The sequence below is a fragment of the Sphingobacteriaceae bacterium genome (assembly GCA_016715905.1).
GTDB lineage: Bacteria > Bacteroidota > Bacteroidia > B-17B0 > Aurantibacillaceae > Aurantibacillus.
The window spans coordinates 111,391-127,876 of record JADJXI010000020.1; the positions used below are offsets into that span (position 1 = coordinate 111,391).

Annotated in this window: 12 protein-coding genes; 6 read left to right on the plus strand and 6 right to left on the minus strand. The window is 34.1% G+C overall.

Going from position 1 to position 16,486, the window contains the following annotated elements; translation table 11 throughout:
• The first annotated feature begins 12 nt into the window (after positions 1 to 12).
• Entirely contained in the window at positions 13 to 1,365 is a 1,353-nt protein-coding gene (locus IPM51_15945; GenBank protein MBK9285788.1) for a PhoH family protein, read from the plus strand.
• Between the two features lie 9 nt (positions 1,366 to 1,374).
• Here the strand turns inward: IPM51_15945 and IPM51_15950 are convergent, their stop codons facing one another.
• Both IPM51_15950 and IPM51_15955 read right to left on the minus strand, forming a co-directional pair.
• Positions 1,375 to 2,931 carry a hypothetical protein gene (locus IPM51_15950; GenBank protein MBK9285789.1) on the minus strand — a complete coding sequence of 519 codons (1,557 nt, stop codon included), beginning with the start codon at positions 2,929 to 2,931 and terminating at the stop codon, positions 1,375 to 1,377.
• A 39-nt stretch (positions 2,932 to 2,970) separates the two neighbouring features.
• Positions 2,971 to 5,373 (minus strand): carbohydrate binding family 9 domain-containing protein, encoded by a 2,403-nt coding sequence (locus IPM51_15955; GenBank protein ID MBK9285790.1) that lies wholly within the window; start codon positions 5,371 to 5,373, stop codon positions 2,971 to 2,973.
• A 162-nt stretch (positions 5,374 to 5,535) separates the two neighbouring features.
• On the opposite strand from IPM51_15955, the gene IPM51_15960 reads away from it, so the two are divergent.
• The 5 genes from IPM51_15960 (at position 5,536) to IPM51_15980 (ending at position 12,045) form a co-directional block, all read left to right on the plus strand.
• Positions 5,536 to 7,533, plus strand: coding sequence for a tetratricopeptide repeat protein (locus IPM51_15960; protein ID MBK9285791.1), 1,998 nt, complete (start codon positions 5,536 to 5,538; stop codon positions 7,531 to 7,533).
• A gap of 42 nt (positions 7,534 to 7,575) precedes the next feature.
• On the plus strand, positions 7,576 to 8,253 hold the full coding sequence (gene trmD, locus IPM51_15965; GenBank protein ID MBK9285792.1) for a tRNA (guanosine(37)-N1)-methyltransferase TrmD: 678 nt from the start codon (positions 7,576 to 7,578) through the stop codon (positions 8,251 to 8,253).
• Between the two features lie 75 nt (positions 8,254 to 8,328).
• On the plus strand, positions 8,329 to 9,876 hold the full coding sequence (locus tag IPM51_15970) for a Re/Si-specific NAD(P)(+) transhydrogenase subunit alpha (GenBank protein MBK9285793.1): 1,548 nt from the start codon (positions 8,329 to 8,331) through the stop codon (positions 9,874 to 9,876).
• A gap of 48 nt (positions 9,877 to 9,924) precedes the next feature.
• A complete protein-coding gene (locus tag IPM51_15975; protein ID MBK9285794.1) occupies positions 9,925 to 11,316 on the plus strand; it encodes an NAD(P)(+) transhydrogenase (Re/Si-specific) subunit beta in 1,392 nt (463 codons plus the stop codon).
• Between the two features lie 186 nt (positions 11,317 to 11,502).
• The gene (locus IPM51_15980; protein MBK9285795.1) at positions 11,503 to 12,045 is read left to right on the plus strand and encodes an ORF6N domain-containing protein; all 543 of its coding nucleotides are present in this window, start codon (positions 11,503 to 11,505) and stop codon (positions 12,043 to 12,045) included.
• Between the two features lie 99 nt (positions 12,046 to 12,144).
• Here IPM51_15980 and IPM51_15985 read toward each other — a convergent pair whose 3' ends face one another.
• The 4 genes from IPM51_15985 to IPM51_16000 all read right to left on the minus strand — a co-directional run bounded on the left by IPM51_15985 (position 12,145) and on the right by IPM51_16000 (position 16,486).
• Positions 12,145 to 13,482, minus strand: a complete 1,338-nt coding sequence (locus IPM51_15985; protein MBK9285796.1) for a DUF58 domain-containing protein — start codon at positions 13,480 to 13,482, stop codon at positions 12,145 to 12,147.
• Between the two features lie 94 nt (positions 13,483 to 13,576).
• Positions 13,577 to 14,551 (minus strand): MoxR family ATPase, encoded by a 975-nt coding sequence (locus tag IPM51_15990; protein ID MBK9285797.1) that lies wholly within the window; start codon positions 14,549 to 14,551, stop codon positions 13,577 to 13,579.
• Positions 14,551 to 15,747, minus strand: coding sequence for a hypothetical protein (locus tag IPM51_15995; protein ID MBK9285798.1), 1,197 nt, complete (start codon positions 15,745 to 15,747; stop codon positions 14,551 to 14,553). The genes IPM51_15990 and IPM51_15995 overlap by 1 nt, the downstream gene beginning before the upstream one ends.
• Positions 15,740 to 16,486 (minus strand): hypothetical protein, encoded by a 747-nt coding sequence (locus IPM51_16000; GenBank protein ID MBK9285799.1) that lies wholly within the window; start codon positions 16,484 to 16,486, stop codon positions 15,740 to 15,742. Before IPM51_16000 ends, IPM51_15995 begins: the two co-directional genes overlap by 8 nt.

Genomic DNA, 16,486 nt, shown 5'->3' on the forward strand with positions numbered 1-16,486 from the left:
ACTTTATTTCTCATGGCTTTAAAATCTAAAAAGGCAAGTATCGGAGCACGAAAAATCTTTGTTTTGGATACCTCTGTTATCATCTACGACCACACCGCAATTAAAAATTTTGCAGAACATGATGTGGTTATACCTATAACTGTTTTGGAAGAACTGGACAACTTCAAAAAAGGAAACGATACTAAAAACTACGCGGCCAGAGAATTCACGAGATATGTAGACAAATTAAGCGGTAAAAACTCTTTACAAGACTGGACACCCATAAATGGTCCGAATAGAGGAAAGTTTAAAATCGAAATGCATTCGAAAAGCACCGTAAACGCCGAAAAGATTTTTGATGATCGAAAAGCTGATCATCGTATATTAAACACGGCTTTATACGTTTCAGAACAGAATCCCGGCAGAAAAGTTATTTTAGTAACTAAGGATATTAATTTACGCATTAAAGCAAAAGGATTGAATTTGCAAGCGGAAGATTATGAAACCGGTAAAATAAAAGAGGTAGATGAATTATATAGCGGATATTCTGAAATTAATAAGGTAGACAATAACAATATTGCGGCCATTTATAATCAAGGAAATTGTAAAGCCAGCGCTGTGCTAAAAAAGACAAAAAGCTTACCTAATCAATACTATATTTTAAAAAACGGATCGCAAAGTGTTTTAGCCAGATATAATCAAGAAGAGGAAACCATGGAGCGTGTAATTAAAACCGCGGCTTTTGGTGTAATTCCAAAAAATGCAGAGCAGTCTTTTGCATTAGATGCAATCATGAATCCGGATATTAAGTTGGTTACAATTCAAGGGGTAGCCGGTACCGGAAAAACTTTATTATCGCTGGCCGGCGCTTTGGAGCTAAGAAGAAACTACCATCAAATATATTTAGCGCGCCCAATTGTTCCCTTGAGTAATAAGGATATTGGTTATTTACCGGGAGATGTAAATAGTAAGTTGAATCCTTACATGGAACCGCTTTGGGATAATTTAAAATATATAAGAAGTCAGTTTAGTGAAAAGGATAAAGAGCATAAACAGCTCAATGAGATGGTGGAATCTCAAAAATTAGTGGTTTGTCCATTAGCTTATATACGCGGAAGAAGTTTAAGTAATGTTTTTTTTATTGTGGATGAAGCGCAGAACTTAACGCCACACGAAGTAAAAACCATTATTACGCGGGCGGGGGAGAATACCAAAATTGTTTTTACAGGCGATGTTCATCAAATAGATACTCCATACTTAGATGCACAAAGTAATGGCCTAAGTTATTTGATTGATAAGGTTAAAGGACAACCGCTTTATGCGCATATTACTTTAGAAAAAGGAGAGAGAAGTGCATTAGCTAATTTGGCGAATGATTTATTGTAAGAAGAAAAATTACTTAAAATAATACGTATAGCCAAGTATGAGCGAAATGGATTTATAGTCTACAAATGCATGTCGATCATAAGTGTCACCGGCCAAGTTAAATTCCTCTGAAGGTTCTTTTAAATTAACCAATTGTTCCTGTGGCGAAACAGCGTTAGACCAGGCGTAACCTATGCCGATGGACACGTCAGATTTTTTCTTTTTATACTTGGCCCCAAGTGTTATGTGGTATAAGTCCCAATCTGTTTGATTTACAATCATGCCTACATCGCCGGTTTTTCTCGTGTTATTTTCTCCTATGCTACTTGACCAATTTGTTCTGAAACTACTCATGGCTGTAAGTTTTGAATTAATGTGATATTGATAAGCAAAGGCAAAATTAGTTACACCTAATGTTCCGCCATATACATGCATTAAATCGAAACTCGAAACTCCAAATTTTGATTTTTTTGGTCGCATAACTTCTCTGTCTTCAGGTTCAATTAAACTGTAATCCCATATTTCGGCAAACCACTCCATACTAAAGGAAAGAGAACTTCTTTTGAAAATATACTCAAAACCAGCACTGATAGAGGTTGGCGACTTATAATTTACCTGTAGATTATTTTCATCTGTGGTTTGTCTGTCGTTAATTACATAACTATGTAAATTTGTTCTAAATGAATCGGCTTTTACAACAAGATTAGCATAGTTTACCGCGCCAACGGTGTAGCTTGTTAAGTTCTGATTATCTAAATTTAAATTATTGTATTGAACATCTCTGATGATAGAGCCCGAAGAAAATATTTTAAATCCGGGTGTTGTAATTCCAAAACCAAACTTAAACTTTTTATAATCAAATGCTAATCCCATTTTTGCAAATCCTCTCATGTGAGTATAGTTAATTGATTGTACATCACTGAATGAGATAACCGGCGATACAAAAAGTGAGTAAAATGAAGTATCGTCAGGTGATACTCTCGAAATAAATGAATACTCTAAGCTTTGATCCCTTAACGCTCCAAATAATGTAATGCCCGCAGATATATGTTCGTTTAATTTATATGCCCAGGCACCTCCAAACCATTGTTCATTCAAAGCGCTTTTTAAATTAAACTGACCAATGTAATCCTGATTTCCCGCACAATTACTATCCGGTAGTATTTTCATTTCAGAATCATTTCGTGCCGACATTTTCATCCCCGTTTGGTCCTTCGTTAGAATAGCATAGCCAAACGAATGCCTTGGTAATTTTTTTAATTTAAAAATCCCGGTCATTATTAAAGGTATAATGCGAGTTTGATTTGATTTAAGGTCGTATCCCTCACCTGCACCTCCTTTGATGTTTAAAATATCATATTGGTAACCGGTAGCACTAACAGAAAGCGCATTCGTATCAATTAAGGCCAAAGCTCCGGGATTATAATAAACTGCGCTATTATCTCTTACACCTCCAACTACAGCTCCGCCTAATAAGGCTGATCGTGGGCCGAATTGATTTGTCCAATAATGCGTATCCTGACCACATAAATTTAAAGCAATAAATAATAAATTAAATGAAATTAAATACCCAATTTTTTGATTCATAACTAATACTTTCGGATAAATATAAAAGAAAATATTTAGTTATGCAGTTCTTTTTCTGAATCCTTTTTTAACCTGGTTAAAATCTAAATAGTAAAGTAATTTTATTGATAACAAATTATCCTGCGGCGAATTTAATGAACTTCTAAAATTGGTGTAATAATCGAATTCCATTTGATTAACCCTGCTCAACAAAGCGCTTTTCCAAACAATATTTAATTCACTGCCGGGAGCAAATTGCCAGAAATAAACCACATCAATATTGAACGCATTAAAATTTACATCGTGGTTATTTGAATAATTGCTCACTTGTAATTTGCCATTACTTAATAAAGTATAATACTGCAAATATTTAGCGGTTGACCAATAATGACGCATTCTAAAAGTAACGGCCATTTTATTATTGAATTTTAAAGCCCCGGAGAAAATGTTACTAACGGTTTGCAGATTTCTTCTTCCAAAGGTAATTGTATCGGTTAAGTAATTGTAATTAACAAATCCAATGTTGTCATCTTGCAACGTGTTCGAAACCTCATAGATAAATGAAAGCTTGTCGTTTACCCGATAACGAGGTGAAATAGAAATTGAATTATCCGTACGTAAATTTTCAATAAAGTATTTATAGTTTGCTCTTATGTCTAAGGCAAATTTTTTACGATAGTCACTTGAAATAAATCCACCCATATTATAATTGATCGGAAATTCATAATATCTCCCTTGAATACGTGCTTCATAATAATCATAGGTTAGTATGGGCTCAATACCATAATCTATTCCGCAGGTAAAAAAATGTTTTGTAAAAGTAGTATTGCTATTACCGTACACTCCAAAATTCCAAAAAGCATTTGGATTAAACATGCGTTGATACACTACACGTAAGGTATTGTTTAAATTATTTACTTTCCAAAAGGGTTTAAAAATCCGGTAATGTAACACCAACCCGGCTTCTGTATTATTCCTCATATTAAGAATTCCTAAATCATTGGGATCAAATTGATCAGAATTTATGGTGTGATAAACATTATAAGTAAATTGTCCTCCGTTTTTTCCCCCTTCAAAATGTGTTTGATAACCGCTATAAGGAGTTGATTCTCCCGGATTAAAAATATTACTCATAACTCCTTTGCCGCTTATGGTGTACTTGTTGGTTTTTGTATTGAAGCGAAATAAACCACCACTTACATTGGCATCGCGGTAATGCCCTTCGCGTGTTACATTGGTATTAATTAGCGTAACAAAAGAGTTGTTAGGCAAGAATTGATCAAACACTGTGATGTTATAATTGGTAAGTGGTGATGTTAATATATTACGGGTGTGTCCGGTACTGTCTTGCAATGTTCCATAGGTGTTATTCGCAACCCCATTAAATATTCCTATCCCCAGTTTTTTGGCTGTTCTTCCCGAAAATTTTGTGGCATTCAACAATTGGGTTTGAGAAGGATTTTTGATAATTTTTTCATCCGGTTTTTGTTCAGCAAAAATTCGGCCGGCATCATAAGGAACACCGCCAACTCTTCTGGAATAAAACAACCCACCTTTATTAAACAATTCTGTTCCTTCTGTAAAAAAAGGTCTTCTTTCCTGAAACTGTACTTCAAATTGGGTTAGATTGAGCACTTGATTATCGGATTGCACCTGACTGAAATCCGGAACCAGCGTCATATCTAATGTAAACGCATCATTGATTCCGTATTTTACATCCATACCACCGCTCATATTATAAGTGAAGTCCTTAATGTCCTTATCCTGATGAGGATAGTGATTCGCAATTCCTGCAACATAAGGTGTTAAGGAAAGACGAACAGGAGGTTTAATATTTTCGATGCCGGTTAAATCTCCAAATTGTCTAACCAAAGCCGCTATTTTCGGATCAATGGGATTCCAGAATGAATTTTCACGTTTTCTTCTTATTTTTCTTATAAAATTTATTCCCCAGGTTTGTTGTTCTTTATCTGAAAAACGAATAGCAGAATATGGAATTTTCATTTCAATATACCATCCGTTTCCGTTAATTTTCACCTCGCTTAACCATACAGCATTCCAATTAAAATCCTGATTGTTCTCGCTATAACGTGCGTCAATCTGGGTGCCGGCTGAGGTAACAAAAAAACCAAAGGCATTAATATCGTCGTTATAGGTATCCAAAAAAACACCAAATAATTCGGCATTGGCTTCATTATCCCTAACGCTTAATTCTTTTAAAATACTATCCGTTGAGGTATCAAAACATTTCGCAAAAATATAAATGGCATCATCATCATAAACCAATTTTACTTCCGTTTCTAATTCCGATTCCACTCCGGGGTGCAAATCACGTTGTATAAAATTTTTCGCAATATCTACTCCATTCCAACAACTATCTGCATCTAAACCATCAATTTTTGGAGTTTTATAAATACGTATGGCTTTCAATTCCTTTACCTGAGTATGAGAAATTAATGGCATTAAAATTATACTTATGAAAACGATAAATTTCACTCTATAAAATTACTTATAGGATTATTAACTTACATCACCCCAAATAGGGGAAAGCGATTTAACAGAATCTAATTCTATTATTGGGTTGTATTTTTTTATACTGTAAATTATCTTTAACTTGGTATTCCTTTGAAAAACGTTATAACAATAGTTAATTTACTTATTTCATTCATGGTTTGTGGTCAAAGTAAAATCGATTCTTTGATTTTAAAATCAGCCACCATGAAGGAGGATAGTAATAAAGTGAAAAATTTTATTTTAATTGCCCGAGGATTACTTTATAAGCAACCACCGTTAGCATTAAAGTATGCTGATACTGCTATCTCAATTGCTAAACAAGTAGCTTATTCACGCGGAGAAGCGAAAGCATTGGTAACAAGAGCCATTTACTTTCGGAATAACGCCGATTATAAACCCGGATTTGAAGATTTATTTTCGGCTATTAAGATAACAGAAAAAATAAACGACAAAAGAATAACAGCTTACGCTTATAATAATTTAGGAATACTTTATAAAAACCAAGGAAATTACACCGAGGCAATAAATGCCTTAAATAAGGCTAAACAAATTTATGGCGAATTAAATGATGATTACGGTGTTGCAACTGCAAACAATAATCTTTCTAATGCCTATAGAAGGAACAGTCAATTTGACCTGGCTCTGCAATCCTGTAATGAGGCTTATGTTATTTACGAGAAACTGAAAAATGTTGATGGATTAATTTCAGCTATAGCAGGTATGGGAGGTATTTATTTAGAGGAAAAGAAAGATTACAAAAAAGCGCTGAATTATTTTAAAAAACAAGAAAGCCTTATATTACCTGACGACATTGGATCAAAGTCAATCACATATCAGAATATTGCTATTTGCTATTTATTTATGAAAGATTATGTAAATGCAACTAAGTATTTAAATTTAGCTATTGAGGCCAATAAAAGTTTAGGAAATAAAATATCACGCCGGGATTTATTGGGACTAAATGCCGAATTAAATGAAGCCAAAGGAAATATTAAAGAGGCTTTAAAGTACTATAAAGAATTTCATTTACTGAGCGACTCACTTTCTAAAATAACTTTTAAAGACGCAACGCTTGAAATGGAAGCAAAATTTCAAAAAGAACAATCGGAAAAAGAAATTAGCTTACTTTCCAATTTAAACGAATTAAAAGACAAGGAAAATGAGGCTCAAAAAAAACAAATCCAATTTAATAAGTTCGTTAATATAGCCGGAATTTTAGTTGCAATTGTCATTGCCTCTTTGGCTCTGTTATTCTATAAAAATTATAAGAAGGCTCAAACCTTAAACGCTTTATTAACCGGTCAAAATCACCAAATAGAAGCACAAAAGAAGGAAATAGTAGATAGCATTCAATATGCTCGCCGAATTCAAAATTCCATCCTCCCTCAAGATGAAGAATTAAAAAAGTGTTTGCCTAATAATTTTGTGATTTATAAACCACGCAATATTGTTAGTGGAGATTTTTATTGGACTTATCATGTTCCCGAAGTGGGTCCGGCCAAAACCCCATTATCTATCATAGCCATGTGCGATTGTACCGGACACGGAGTGCCCGGTGCCTTTATGAGTTTAATCAGTTATACTTTATTAAATCATATTGTTAGACATCCTGACACGAACACACCCGAAACTGTGCTTAACTTTTTATCCAAAGAATTACCTGAGGCCTTGAAGTCGAAAGGACATTCAAGAGATTTGCGGGATGGATTAGATATTGCCGTAGCAGAAATTGATTTTCATAATCTAACCTTAAAATGTTCAATGGCACATATACCGGTATACATTTGTGATGAACAGGGTTTACGATATATCGCTCCGGATAAGCATTCCATTAGTGCCGATAATTATAATCCTGAATTTGAATTTTCATTAAATACAATTAAGCTGAAAAAAGGGGATAGAATTTATTTTTCTACTGACGGATTTGCGGATCAATTCGGTGGCCCAAAAGGAAAAAAATTGAAGTATAAGCAATTGGAAATATTGCTCGAACAAACCTACTCACTCCCACTTGCACAACAAAAAAGTAAGCTGGAAACTTTTTTTAATGAATGGAAGGGCATACTGGAACAAGTAGATGATGTAACACTTTTGGCCGTTGAGGTTTAAAAAAATATTTAAAAGCCTGTTATTATTTAATAATTTTACAACATGCGATTCGATATTATAAGCGCGGTTCCTGATTTACTGGAAAGTTATTTTAATCACTCTATATTAAAACGAGCTATAGCTTCGGGTTTGGTTGAAGTTAATTTAATTAATCTACGCGATTATGCCGTTGAGAATAAACAAAAACAAATTGATGATTATGCTTTTGGTGGTGGGGCAGGTATGGTGCTCATGATTGAGCCCATTGACAAATGTATTTCAAAATTAAAGAAAGAGCGTACATACGACGAAATTATTTATATGAGTCCGGATGGGGAATTGCTCAATCAAAAAATGGCGAATCAAATTTCTTTACAAAAAAATATTATTTTGTTATGCGGCCATTATAAAGGAATTGACGAACGAGTACGCGAACATTTAATTACGCGTGAAGTGAGTATTGGCAATTATGTTTTGAGTGGGGGAGAATTACCTGCTGCCGTTTTAAGTGATGCAGTAATACGTTTGTTGCCCGGAGTTTTAAATGATGAAACCTCAGCTTTAAGCGATTCCTTTCAGGATAATTTATTGGCTCCGCCTGTATTTACACGTCCTTCCGAGTACAATGGCTGGAAAGTGCCCGATATACTAATGAGCGGTCATACCTCTAAAATAGAGCAATGGCGACATGAACAAAGTGTTGAAAGAACCAAAGCAAAACGGCCTGATTTGCTCAAATAGTCCTAATTCTTTCTTCTTTACCTATTTTTTTTTTCTGAATATTTTTCGTTATTTGTCTCTTTAAATTTTAAATATATGAAAGTTGGAATTCCAGCGGAAATTGCGCCTACCGAATTAAGAGTAGCCGCAACTCCAAAAACGGTAAAACGACTCCAAAAACAGGGTTTTGAAGTTTATATTCAGAAAAATGCCGGCCAAAAAGCCAATTTTTCGGATAAAGAATTTGAAGAAGCCGGAGCAAAAATTGTGAATACCGCAGCCGAAATTTACGGCAACTCAGATATTGTATTAAAAGTAAAAGAACCTTCGGTTGAAGAGGTAAACATGATGAAACCGGGTTTGGTTTTGTTAAGTTATTTGTGGCCTGCACAAAATCAGGACTTACTTAAAAAATTAGCAGAACAAAAAGTAAATGCGGTGGCAATGGATGCCATTCCACGTATTTCCAGAGCACAAAAAATGGATGTATTGTCTTCAATGGCTAACATCGCTGGATATAGAGCAGTTATCGAAGGCTCGTTTCATTTCGGGAGATTTTTAAACGGACAAATTACAGCTGCCGGAAAAGTTGAACCCGCAAAAGTTTTAGTTATTGGTGCCGGTGTTGCCGGTTTGGCATCTATTGGTGCCGCCAATTCATTAGGCGCAATAGTTCGTGCTTTTGATACGCGTAAAGAAGTTGCAGAACAAATTGAATCCATGGGTGCTCAATTTCTTACTGTAGAAATTGAAGAAGATGGAGCAACTGCTTCGGGCTACTCAAAAGAAATGAGTAAGGAATTTATTGAAGCGGAAATGAAATTATTTTCTGAGCAAGCCAAAGAAGTTGATATCGTAATTACTACCGCTCAAATTCCGGGTCGACCTGCTCCGAAATTATGGATGGATTATCATGTGGCTGCGATGAAGCCGGGTTCGGTTATTGTGGATTTAGCTGCTTCTACCGGTGGTAACTGTGCCTTTACAAAAAATGGAGAAATTTTTACAACTGATAATGGTGTAACCATAGTAGGTAAATTAAGTCAATTACCCAACCAGGCTTCTCAATTATATGGTAACAACTTATGCCATCTCTTAGATGATATGGGTAAAGCTGATAAATGGAAAATTGACATGGAAGATGCGGTTGTTTCACGCGCCATGGTAACTTACGATGGAAAAATTAATTGGCCTCCGGCTCCATTACAAGTTAGTCCAACTGCCGGTGGTGGTGCTAAAAAAGCTGCTCCTCCCACTGCAGAAGAAATAAAAATTTCAGATGAAGCAAAAGCCAAAAAAACAGCTATTTCTACTTTAATAAGTTTAGCGGTTGTTGGTGGTTTATTGTTATTCGTTGGTGCATTTGCTCCTCCGGCATTTATTCAACATTTCACCGTGTTTGTTTTAGCTGTGTTTGTGGGTTGGCAAGTTATTTCTAATGTATCTCACGCTTTGCATACTCCATTAATGGCCGTAACCAATGCGATTAGCGGAATCATTATTGTAGGAGGATTATTACAAACTAAAAACGATATCAATAATATCATGACCATTCTTGCATCGGTTGCCATCTTAGTGGCCAGTATCAATATAGTGGGAGGATTTGTAGTTACTCACCGTATGTTGAAAATGTTCAAGAAATAATTCAGCAAATAAGAAAATAAAAAAAAGATTTAATTGAGTTTTATGTTTATAGCAAAAGAAATACAAACAGCAGCTTACTTGTTCGCAAGTATTTTGTTTATTTTAAGTTTAAGTGGACTTTCTTCTCAGGAATCTGCTAAGCGCGGTGTCATGTATGGTATTGTGGGTATGATTATCGCCATTATTGCAACTGTATTAGGGCAGGGTGTTGAAGGTCACGTTTATATTATGGCAGCAATTGCAGTTGCTTCAGTAATAGGAATTCTTGTAGCGCGTAAAGTAGAAATGACAGCGATGCCGCAGTTGGTAGCCATCCTGCATAGTTTTGTTGGATTAGCTGCCGTATTGGTTGGTATTGGTTCTTATTTAGATCCAGCTACACAACTTTTAACCGGTGCTGCGCATACCATTCACTTGGTTGAAGTTTTTGCAGGAATATTTATTGGCGCAATAACATTTACCGGTTCAATTATTGCTTGGGGAAAATTAGATGGTAAGGTTCCTTCAAAACCTTGGTCATTCAGCGGTTTGCAACTGATGAATTTAATCTTACTCCTTGCTTCTATAGCCATGGGCGTTCTTTTCTGCCAAGCGGAAGGTACAAGTGGTTTACTTTATTTAGGAATTATGACTGCCATTGCTTCTTTTATCGGTGTTGTTTTAGTAATGGCAATTGGAGGTGGCGATATGCCGGTTGTGGTTTCTATGTTAAACTCTTATTCAGGATGGGCAGCTGCCGCGGCCGGATTTATGTTAGGGAATGATTTATTAATTGTTACCGGCGCACTAGTAGGTAGTTCCGGTGCAATTCTTTCTATGCATATGTGTGAAGCCATGAACCGCTCTTTCTTCTCTGTTATTTTTGCAAGCTCAAGTATGGGACCTAAAGGTGAGAAAAAAGCAATGGAAGGTGAAGTAACTGCATTAAATCACGAAGAGGTTGCAAGCTTATTAAAAGAAGCAAAATCTGTTGTTATTGTTCCGGGTTATGGTATGGCTGTTGCTAAAGCGCAATATCCAATTTTCGATTTGGTACAAACTTTACGCAAGGCCAATAAAAATGTGCGTTTTGCTATTCATCCTGTTGCAGGTCGTTTACCCGGACACATGAATGTGTTATTAGCCGAAGCTAACGTGCCGTACGATATAGTTTTAGAAATGGATGAAATTAATGATGATATGCCGGATACCGATGTGGTAATGGTGATTGGTGCAAATGATGTGGTTAATCCAAGTGCACAAGATGATCCGGCAAGTTCCATTTACGGTATGCCGGTAATTGAAGCCTGGAAAGCAGAAAAAGTAATTATCATGAAGCGCTCTATGTCGGCCGGTTATTCCGGAGAGGATAATCCTTTATTCTACAAACCAAATTCTGAAATGCTCTATGGTGACGCAAAAGCCAGTGTAGAAAAACTTTTGAGTTTTCTGAAAAATTAATTTAATAATAAAGAAATTGAAAATGCCCGATGAAGAGTCGGGCATTTTTTTTATATCGAAATAAGGACTCATTCTTTTTGTTGATTTCTTACAACAATATTTCCTTTTACTCACAGGTTTGATTTTTCAGCATACTATAAATTATTGCAAGAAATAATTTATTTACTCTCTAATTTTACTTGAGTAATGAGTAAGATTGAAAAAATAATGAATGTTCCTGATGAAATTATTATGAAAAAGATCTATTTAATCAGGGGACAAAAAGTAATGTTAGATAAAGATTTAGCAGAATTGTATGGAGTAGCAACAAAAGTATTCAATCAGGCTGTCAAAAGAAACAGGAAACGATTTCCGGAAGATTTTATGTTTGAGCTAACGCAAACAGAGTTCGATGACTTGAGGTCACAATCTGTGACCTCAAAAAATGGCAGAGGAGGAAGAAGATATTTACCTTTGGTTTTTACAGAGCATGGAGTGGCGATGCTGTCAAGTATATTGAATAGTGACAAAGCTATTAATATTAATATACAAATAGTAAGAGTTTTTGTAAGAGTAAGGCAAATGCTATTTGACAACGCAGAATTAAGATTGGCAATTGATGCGATACGAAGGAAGACGGATAACAATACTAAAAACATAGAACTTGTCTTTCAATATCTGGATGAATTAATTGAGAAGAAAGAAAAAATAAAACCACGAAAGCAAATTGGATATAAGGTGTCAAAGTAAATTTAATGTCGTTGTTATCACTTTTCATTTTAAATAGATGATGAGCATCAAGATCATCACGTCAATCTAAAATTAGCCAAGAAATAGGATTCATTTTTACTAAAGAAGACTCCTAGTTTTAATCTCCAGATATTTATTTAAGGTGTTCACGGTTAAATTTTCCGGTGAAGTGTAAACGCTTAAAATTCCGTATTGCTGCAGTTCTTTAATTATTTGTCTTCTTTCCTGATCAAATTTGGCGGCAATTGTTTGCTCATATATTTCAAAGGTACTTTCCGGTTTTTTATTTAATAATTCTTTGAGTTCGGTATTTTCAAAAAAGATAACCACCAGCAAATGTTGTGTAGCTATTTTTCGCAAATATTTCATTTGTCTTTTTAAGCCACTCAAGGTTTCAAAATTGGTGAAAAGTAAAAATAAACTGCGTTGGGTAATTTTTGTCCGGGTATAAGTCAACAGCATCTCGTAATTACTTTCTTTAAAATCTGTTTTGGCATTGTATAAAGTTTCTTGCAGCCTCAATAATTGATTCCCTTTTCGCTCAGCCTGTACTTGGTAATTAATTTTATCTGAAAATCCGATTAAACCGGGCTTGTCATCTTTTATCCAGGCTATATGGCCCAATACCAATGCCGCGTTGATGGCATAATCCAACAGACTTAATTTTTCAAATGGCATTTTCATTATTCTACCCATATCAATTAAACAATAAACCTGTTGTGCTCTCTCATCTCGGTAATGATTCACCATCAATTGATTTTTACGCGCGGTAGCTTTCCAATTTATAGTTCTTACGTCATCACCAATTACATATTCTTTAATTTGTTCAAACTCGCTGCTGTGACCAATTCTTTTTATTTTTTTGGTTCCGATTTCACTCAAGCGATTACTAATAGCTAATAACTCATACTGATTTAATTTTAAAAAGGAAGGATAACAGGCTAACATGAAATTTTCACCGGAAACAAAATGTCTTTCGATAAATCCAATTGGTGAACATATCAAAGCATTTATTTTCCCAAAGTGATATTCTCCTCTTTCAACGGGTCTAACGGTGTAACTTAATTTTTTTTGTTCTCCCGAATTTAATTTTATATTGATTAAAAAATCTCTTTGTTGGAATTGAACGGGTAATTCATCAATAAGTTTTATTTTGATTTTAAACGCGTAAAGATTTTCAATTTCAAGATAAAGTTCGTTGCTATCACCGTTGCTCAATCGGGCGAATTTTGATTGTCGACTAAGATGCAAGGGCAATTCGTTTCGGAATAATAAAATTGTATCAATAACGGCTACAAGGATTAATAAAATAAGAAAACTGAAGGCAATGCTGTAAAGAATAGGAAAAAGAAAAGATAAAACATACAAAACTATATTAACAAATAGCAGGACATACAATGTTTTACTAAGTTTAATATGTTTGAGAACATTTTTCATTTTTTTAACCACAAAGGGTACAAAGATTTTATTTTGAATAATTTAATATTAGTTAAATGTTTTTGAATTTAAAAAATACGCCTTGGTTAAGAAATCATCTGGGTACCTCTACCTTATCTATGATTTGTTGAATAACAGCATCAGTAGTAATTCCCTCCATTTCTTTTTCCGGGGTTAATATTATTCGATGACGTAATACCGGGGGACAAACAAATTTAATATCATCCGGAGTAATAAAATCTCGACCCTGAATTGCGGCACTGGCTTTGGCTGCATTTAAAATAGCAATACTGGCACGTGGTGATGCCCCTAAAAATAAGGAAGGATTTTTTCGGGTAGCTTGTACAATGGATGTGATGTATTTTAATAAGTTTCCTTCAGCTACAATTTGAGCAATTGTTTTTCTAAATGCTATCAATTCTTTTTTAGAAAGGATTGGTGTTACTTGATTCACGTCAATCATGCCTTTATTGTTGTGAAAGTTTAAAAGCATGGTGTTCTCATCTTCGTGCTCAGGATAATTCACCATTATTTTAAAAATAAACCGATCCAATTGCGCTTCAGGTAAACGATAGGTTCCTTCCTGCTCTATAGGATTTTGTGTAGCCAAAACTAAAAAGGGCTCATCTAATTTATAGGTATGACCATCAACACTCACCTGTCTTTCTTCCATGGCTTCAAATAAGGCGGCTTGTGTTTTAGCCGGTGCCCGATTAATTTCATCGGTTAAAACAATATTGGCAAAAATCGGACCTTTCTTAAATTCGAAATCACTATTCTTAACATTGAAGATGGAAGTTCCGATGATATCGCTGGGCATTAAATCAGGTGTAAACTGTATGCGTTTAAATTCTGCGTGAATTGTTTTGGACAGTAATTTTGCAGTAATTGTTTTAGCAACACCGGGTACACCTTCAATTAATACGTGTCCGTCTGCCAACAAGGCCAGTAATAACAAATCAATCATTTTATCCTGGCCAATGATGTGTTTGCTTATTTCTTTTTTTACGGAATTCATTTTGTCCGTTAACCCGCTTAGGTTTATTCTGCTTTCGAAATTATTTTCCATTATCGTAAACTATTTTTATTAAAATTTATTATTTGTCGGTTTAATTCTATGAGTTCAAGTTCACTTACATCTGTTGAAGCAATCAGTTTTTCGCAATAATTAAAAAGCTGAGTTATTTTTTTAAATTCTATTCCGCTTAATTCACTTATTTCGTGATAGGTTTTTTCATGTAGTGCTGCTGTATTTACATTAAATTTGTGACGAATATGTTCGTAAAAATACCTTATTTTTTCTTGTGCAATATTATGGTGTTGTTGGCTATTAAAGTAAACATGAGAAATTACATCAATAAATTCAAGGGTTGTGTTTTTAACGGGCTCAATAACCGGAATAGCTCTTTGCCGACGTCTTCCTTCTGTAAGCATATAAATAAAAATGGTAAAAATTAATACTAAATAAGCGGTATATAATGAATCATGATCTAAAATGAATTTAAGGAATGAATAATTACTAACGTTATAAGTTTTGTAGTATTCATCCCAGATTATTTTTTTGGTTTTAATTCTACTTAAAAGTGAGTAAGTCAAAAAGCGATTAGCATGATTAACAATAAAGTAATTAGAAAAAACATCCGGTGTGCTAAATAAATAAAGATTTCCTTTACCAACGGATTTTTTCAGCAAGCAAGCCAAATTATTTTTTGTAACTGCTTCAACTCGGAATGAAGTAGAGTCGAAATTTTCAAAATAAGAAACCCAAGCTACTTGAGGATAGATGTATTTTGTATTAGCGTTAGTTTGAAGTAGTTGAATTTCATCTCCGTTTTTCATTAAAAGCGAATCAAAGTTTTCATGAAAGTTAAACGACACATAAGAAGTTTTTAAGTGCATAGAATCAGCTAATACACCGAAATATTCATTGGCAGCAATAAATACAGTAGCTCCTTTTTCGAGTATTTGAATTAAATTTTGGTAATCGTTTTTATTCAATTCAATTTTGTCATTGATTAATAAAATCGAAGTTGAATCTGAAACTTTGTTATTCAGATTATAAAAGGTTTGTTTATTTTCTTCTACCTGATTGGCATACACTCCTTTTAATAAATGTTTGATTGCGAAGCCACCAAATGGAGATTTATCTTTTCCTAAATAAGTTCTGTTCCAATTAACCGGTTTAGGTAATAGATATTGTGTACCAATAATTACAATAAAAATGCCTATGAATGCGTATAAATATTTCTTATGATCTTTAAACATTTAACTCCTTCTCAAAATAAATAAAGTCTTCTACATGTTTTTGATATTGAGTTTCATCTATTACATGTTCTCCATACCAAACATATTCATAAATGTTATTTAATTTTTTAAAAGGTAAAATATAAGTTTCGCTTTTCAATTCGCGTATATAATCAATATTTGTCTTATATGTTTCAAAATGTATTTTACCACTGCTATTTAAAATGTGCAGAATTTTTAAATATTGCCATCTTATAGCTAAACGAAAATTATTTTCTTTCTCAGCTGTTTTAATTTTTTGTCCAAAATCTATTTTATTTAAATCTTCTGTTATGTCAGAAAAATTAAACTTTATAATTTTAGATTTCGGATGTATTAAACGAGATATTTCTGATTTTAAAAAAATCCGAATCATAATAACCACACAAATAATAACCGTTATCCAAATTAAAATGCTTCTAGCTAAGTCTACATGTTTGCCACTGGTATTTCCAAATAATTTATCAGCAAGCCAGTCTATTAGTTTTTCGAATAACCCTTTTTTATGCTCAATCGAGTTTTTATAATTTAATTCCGGATCAGCAAATAATTTATTTTCTCCGTTTTTAGGAGGTAGGTAATTAATTTTTGATGTGGTATCAAAAATTGCCGGATAAGCAATGAGAGAGGTGTCATTATCAAGATTGGATTGAGCGAAATTGGACTTGCAGAAAAGCAAATTAATAAGAACAAAATAAAATATAGTTTTATAAAAAGACAA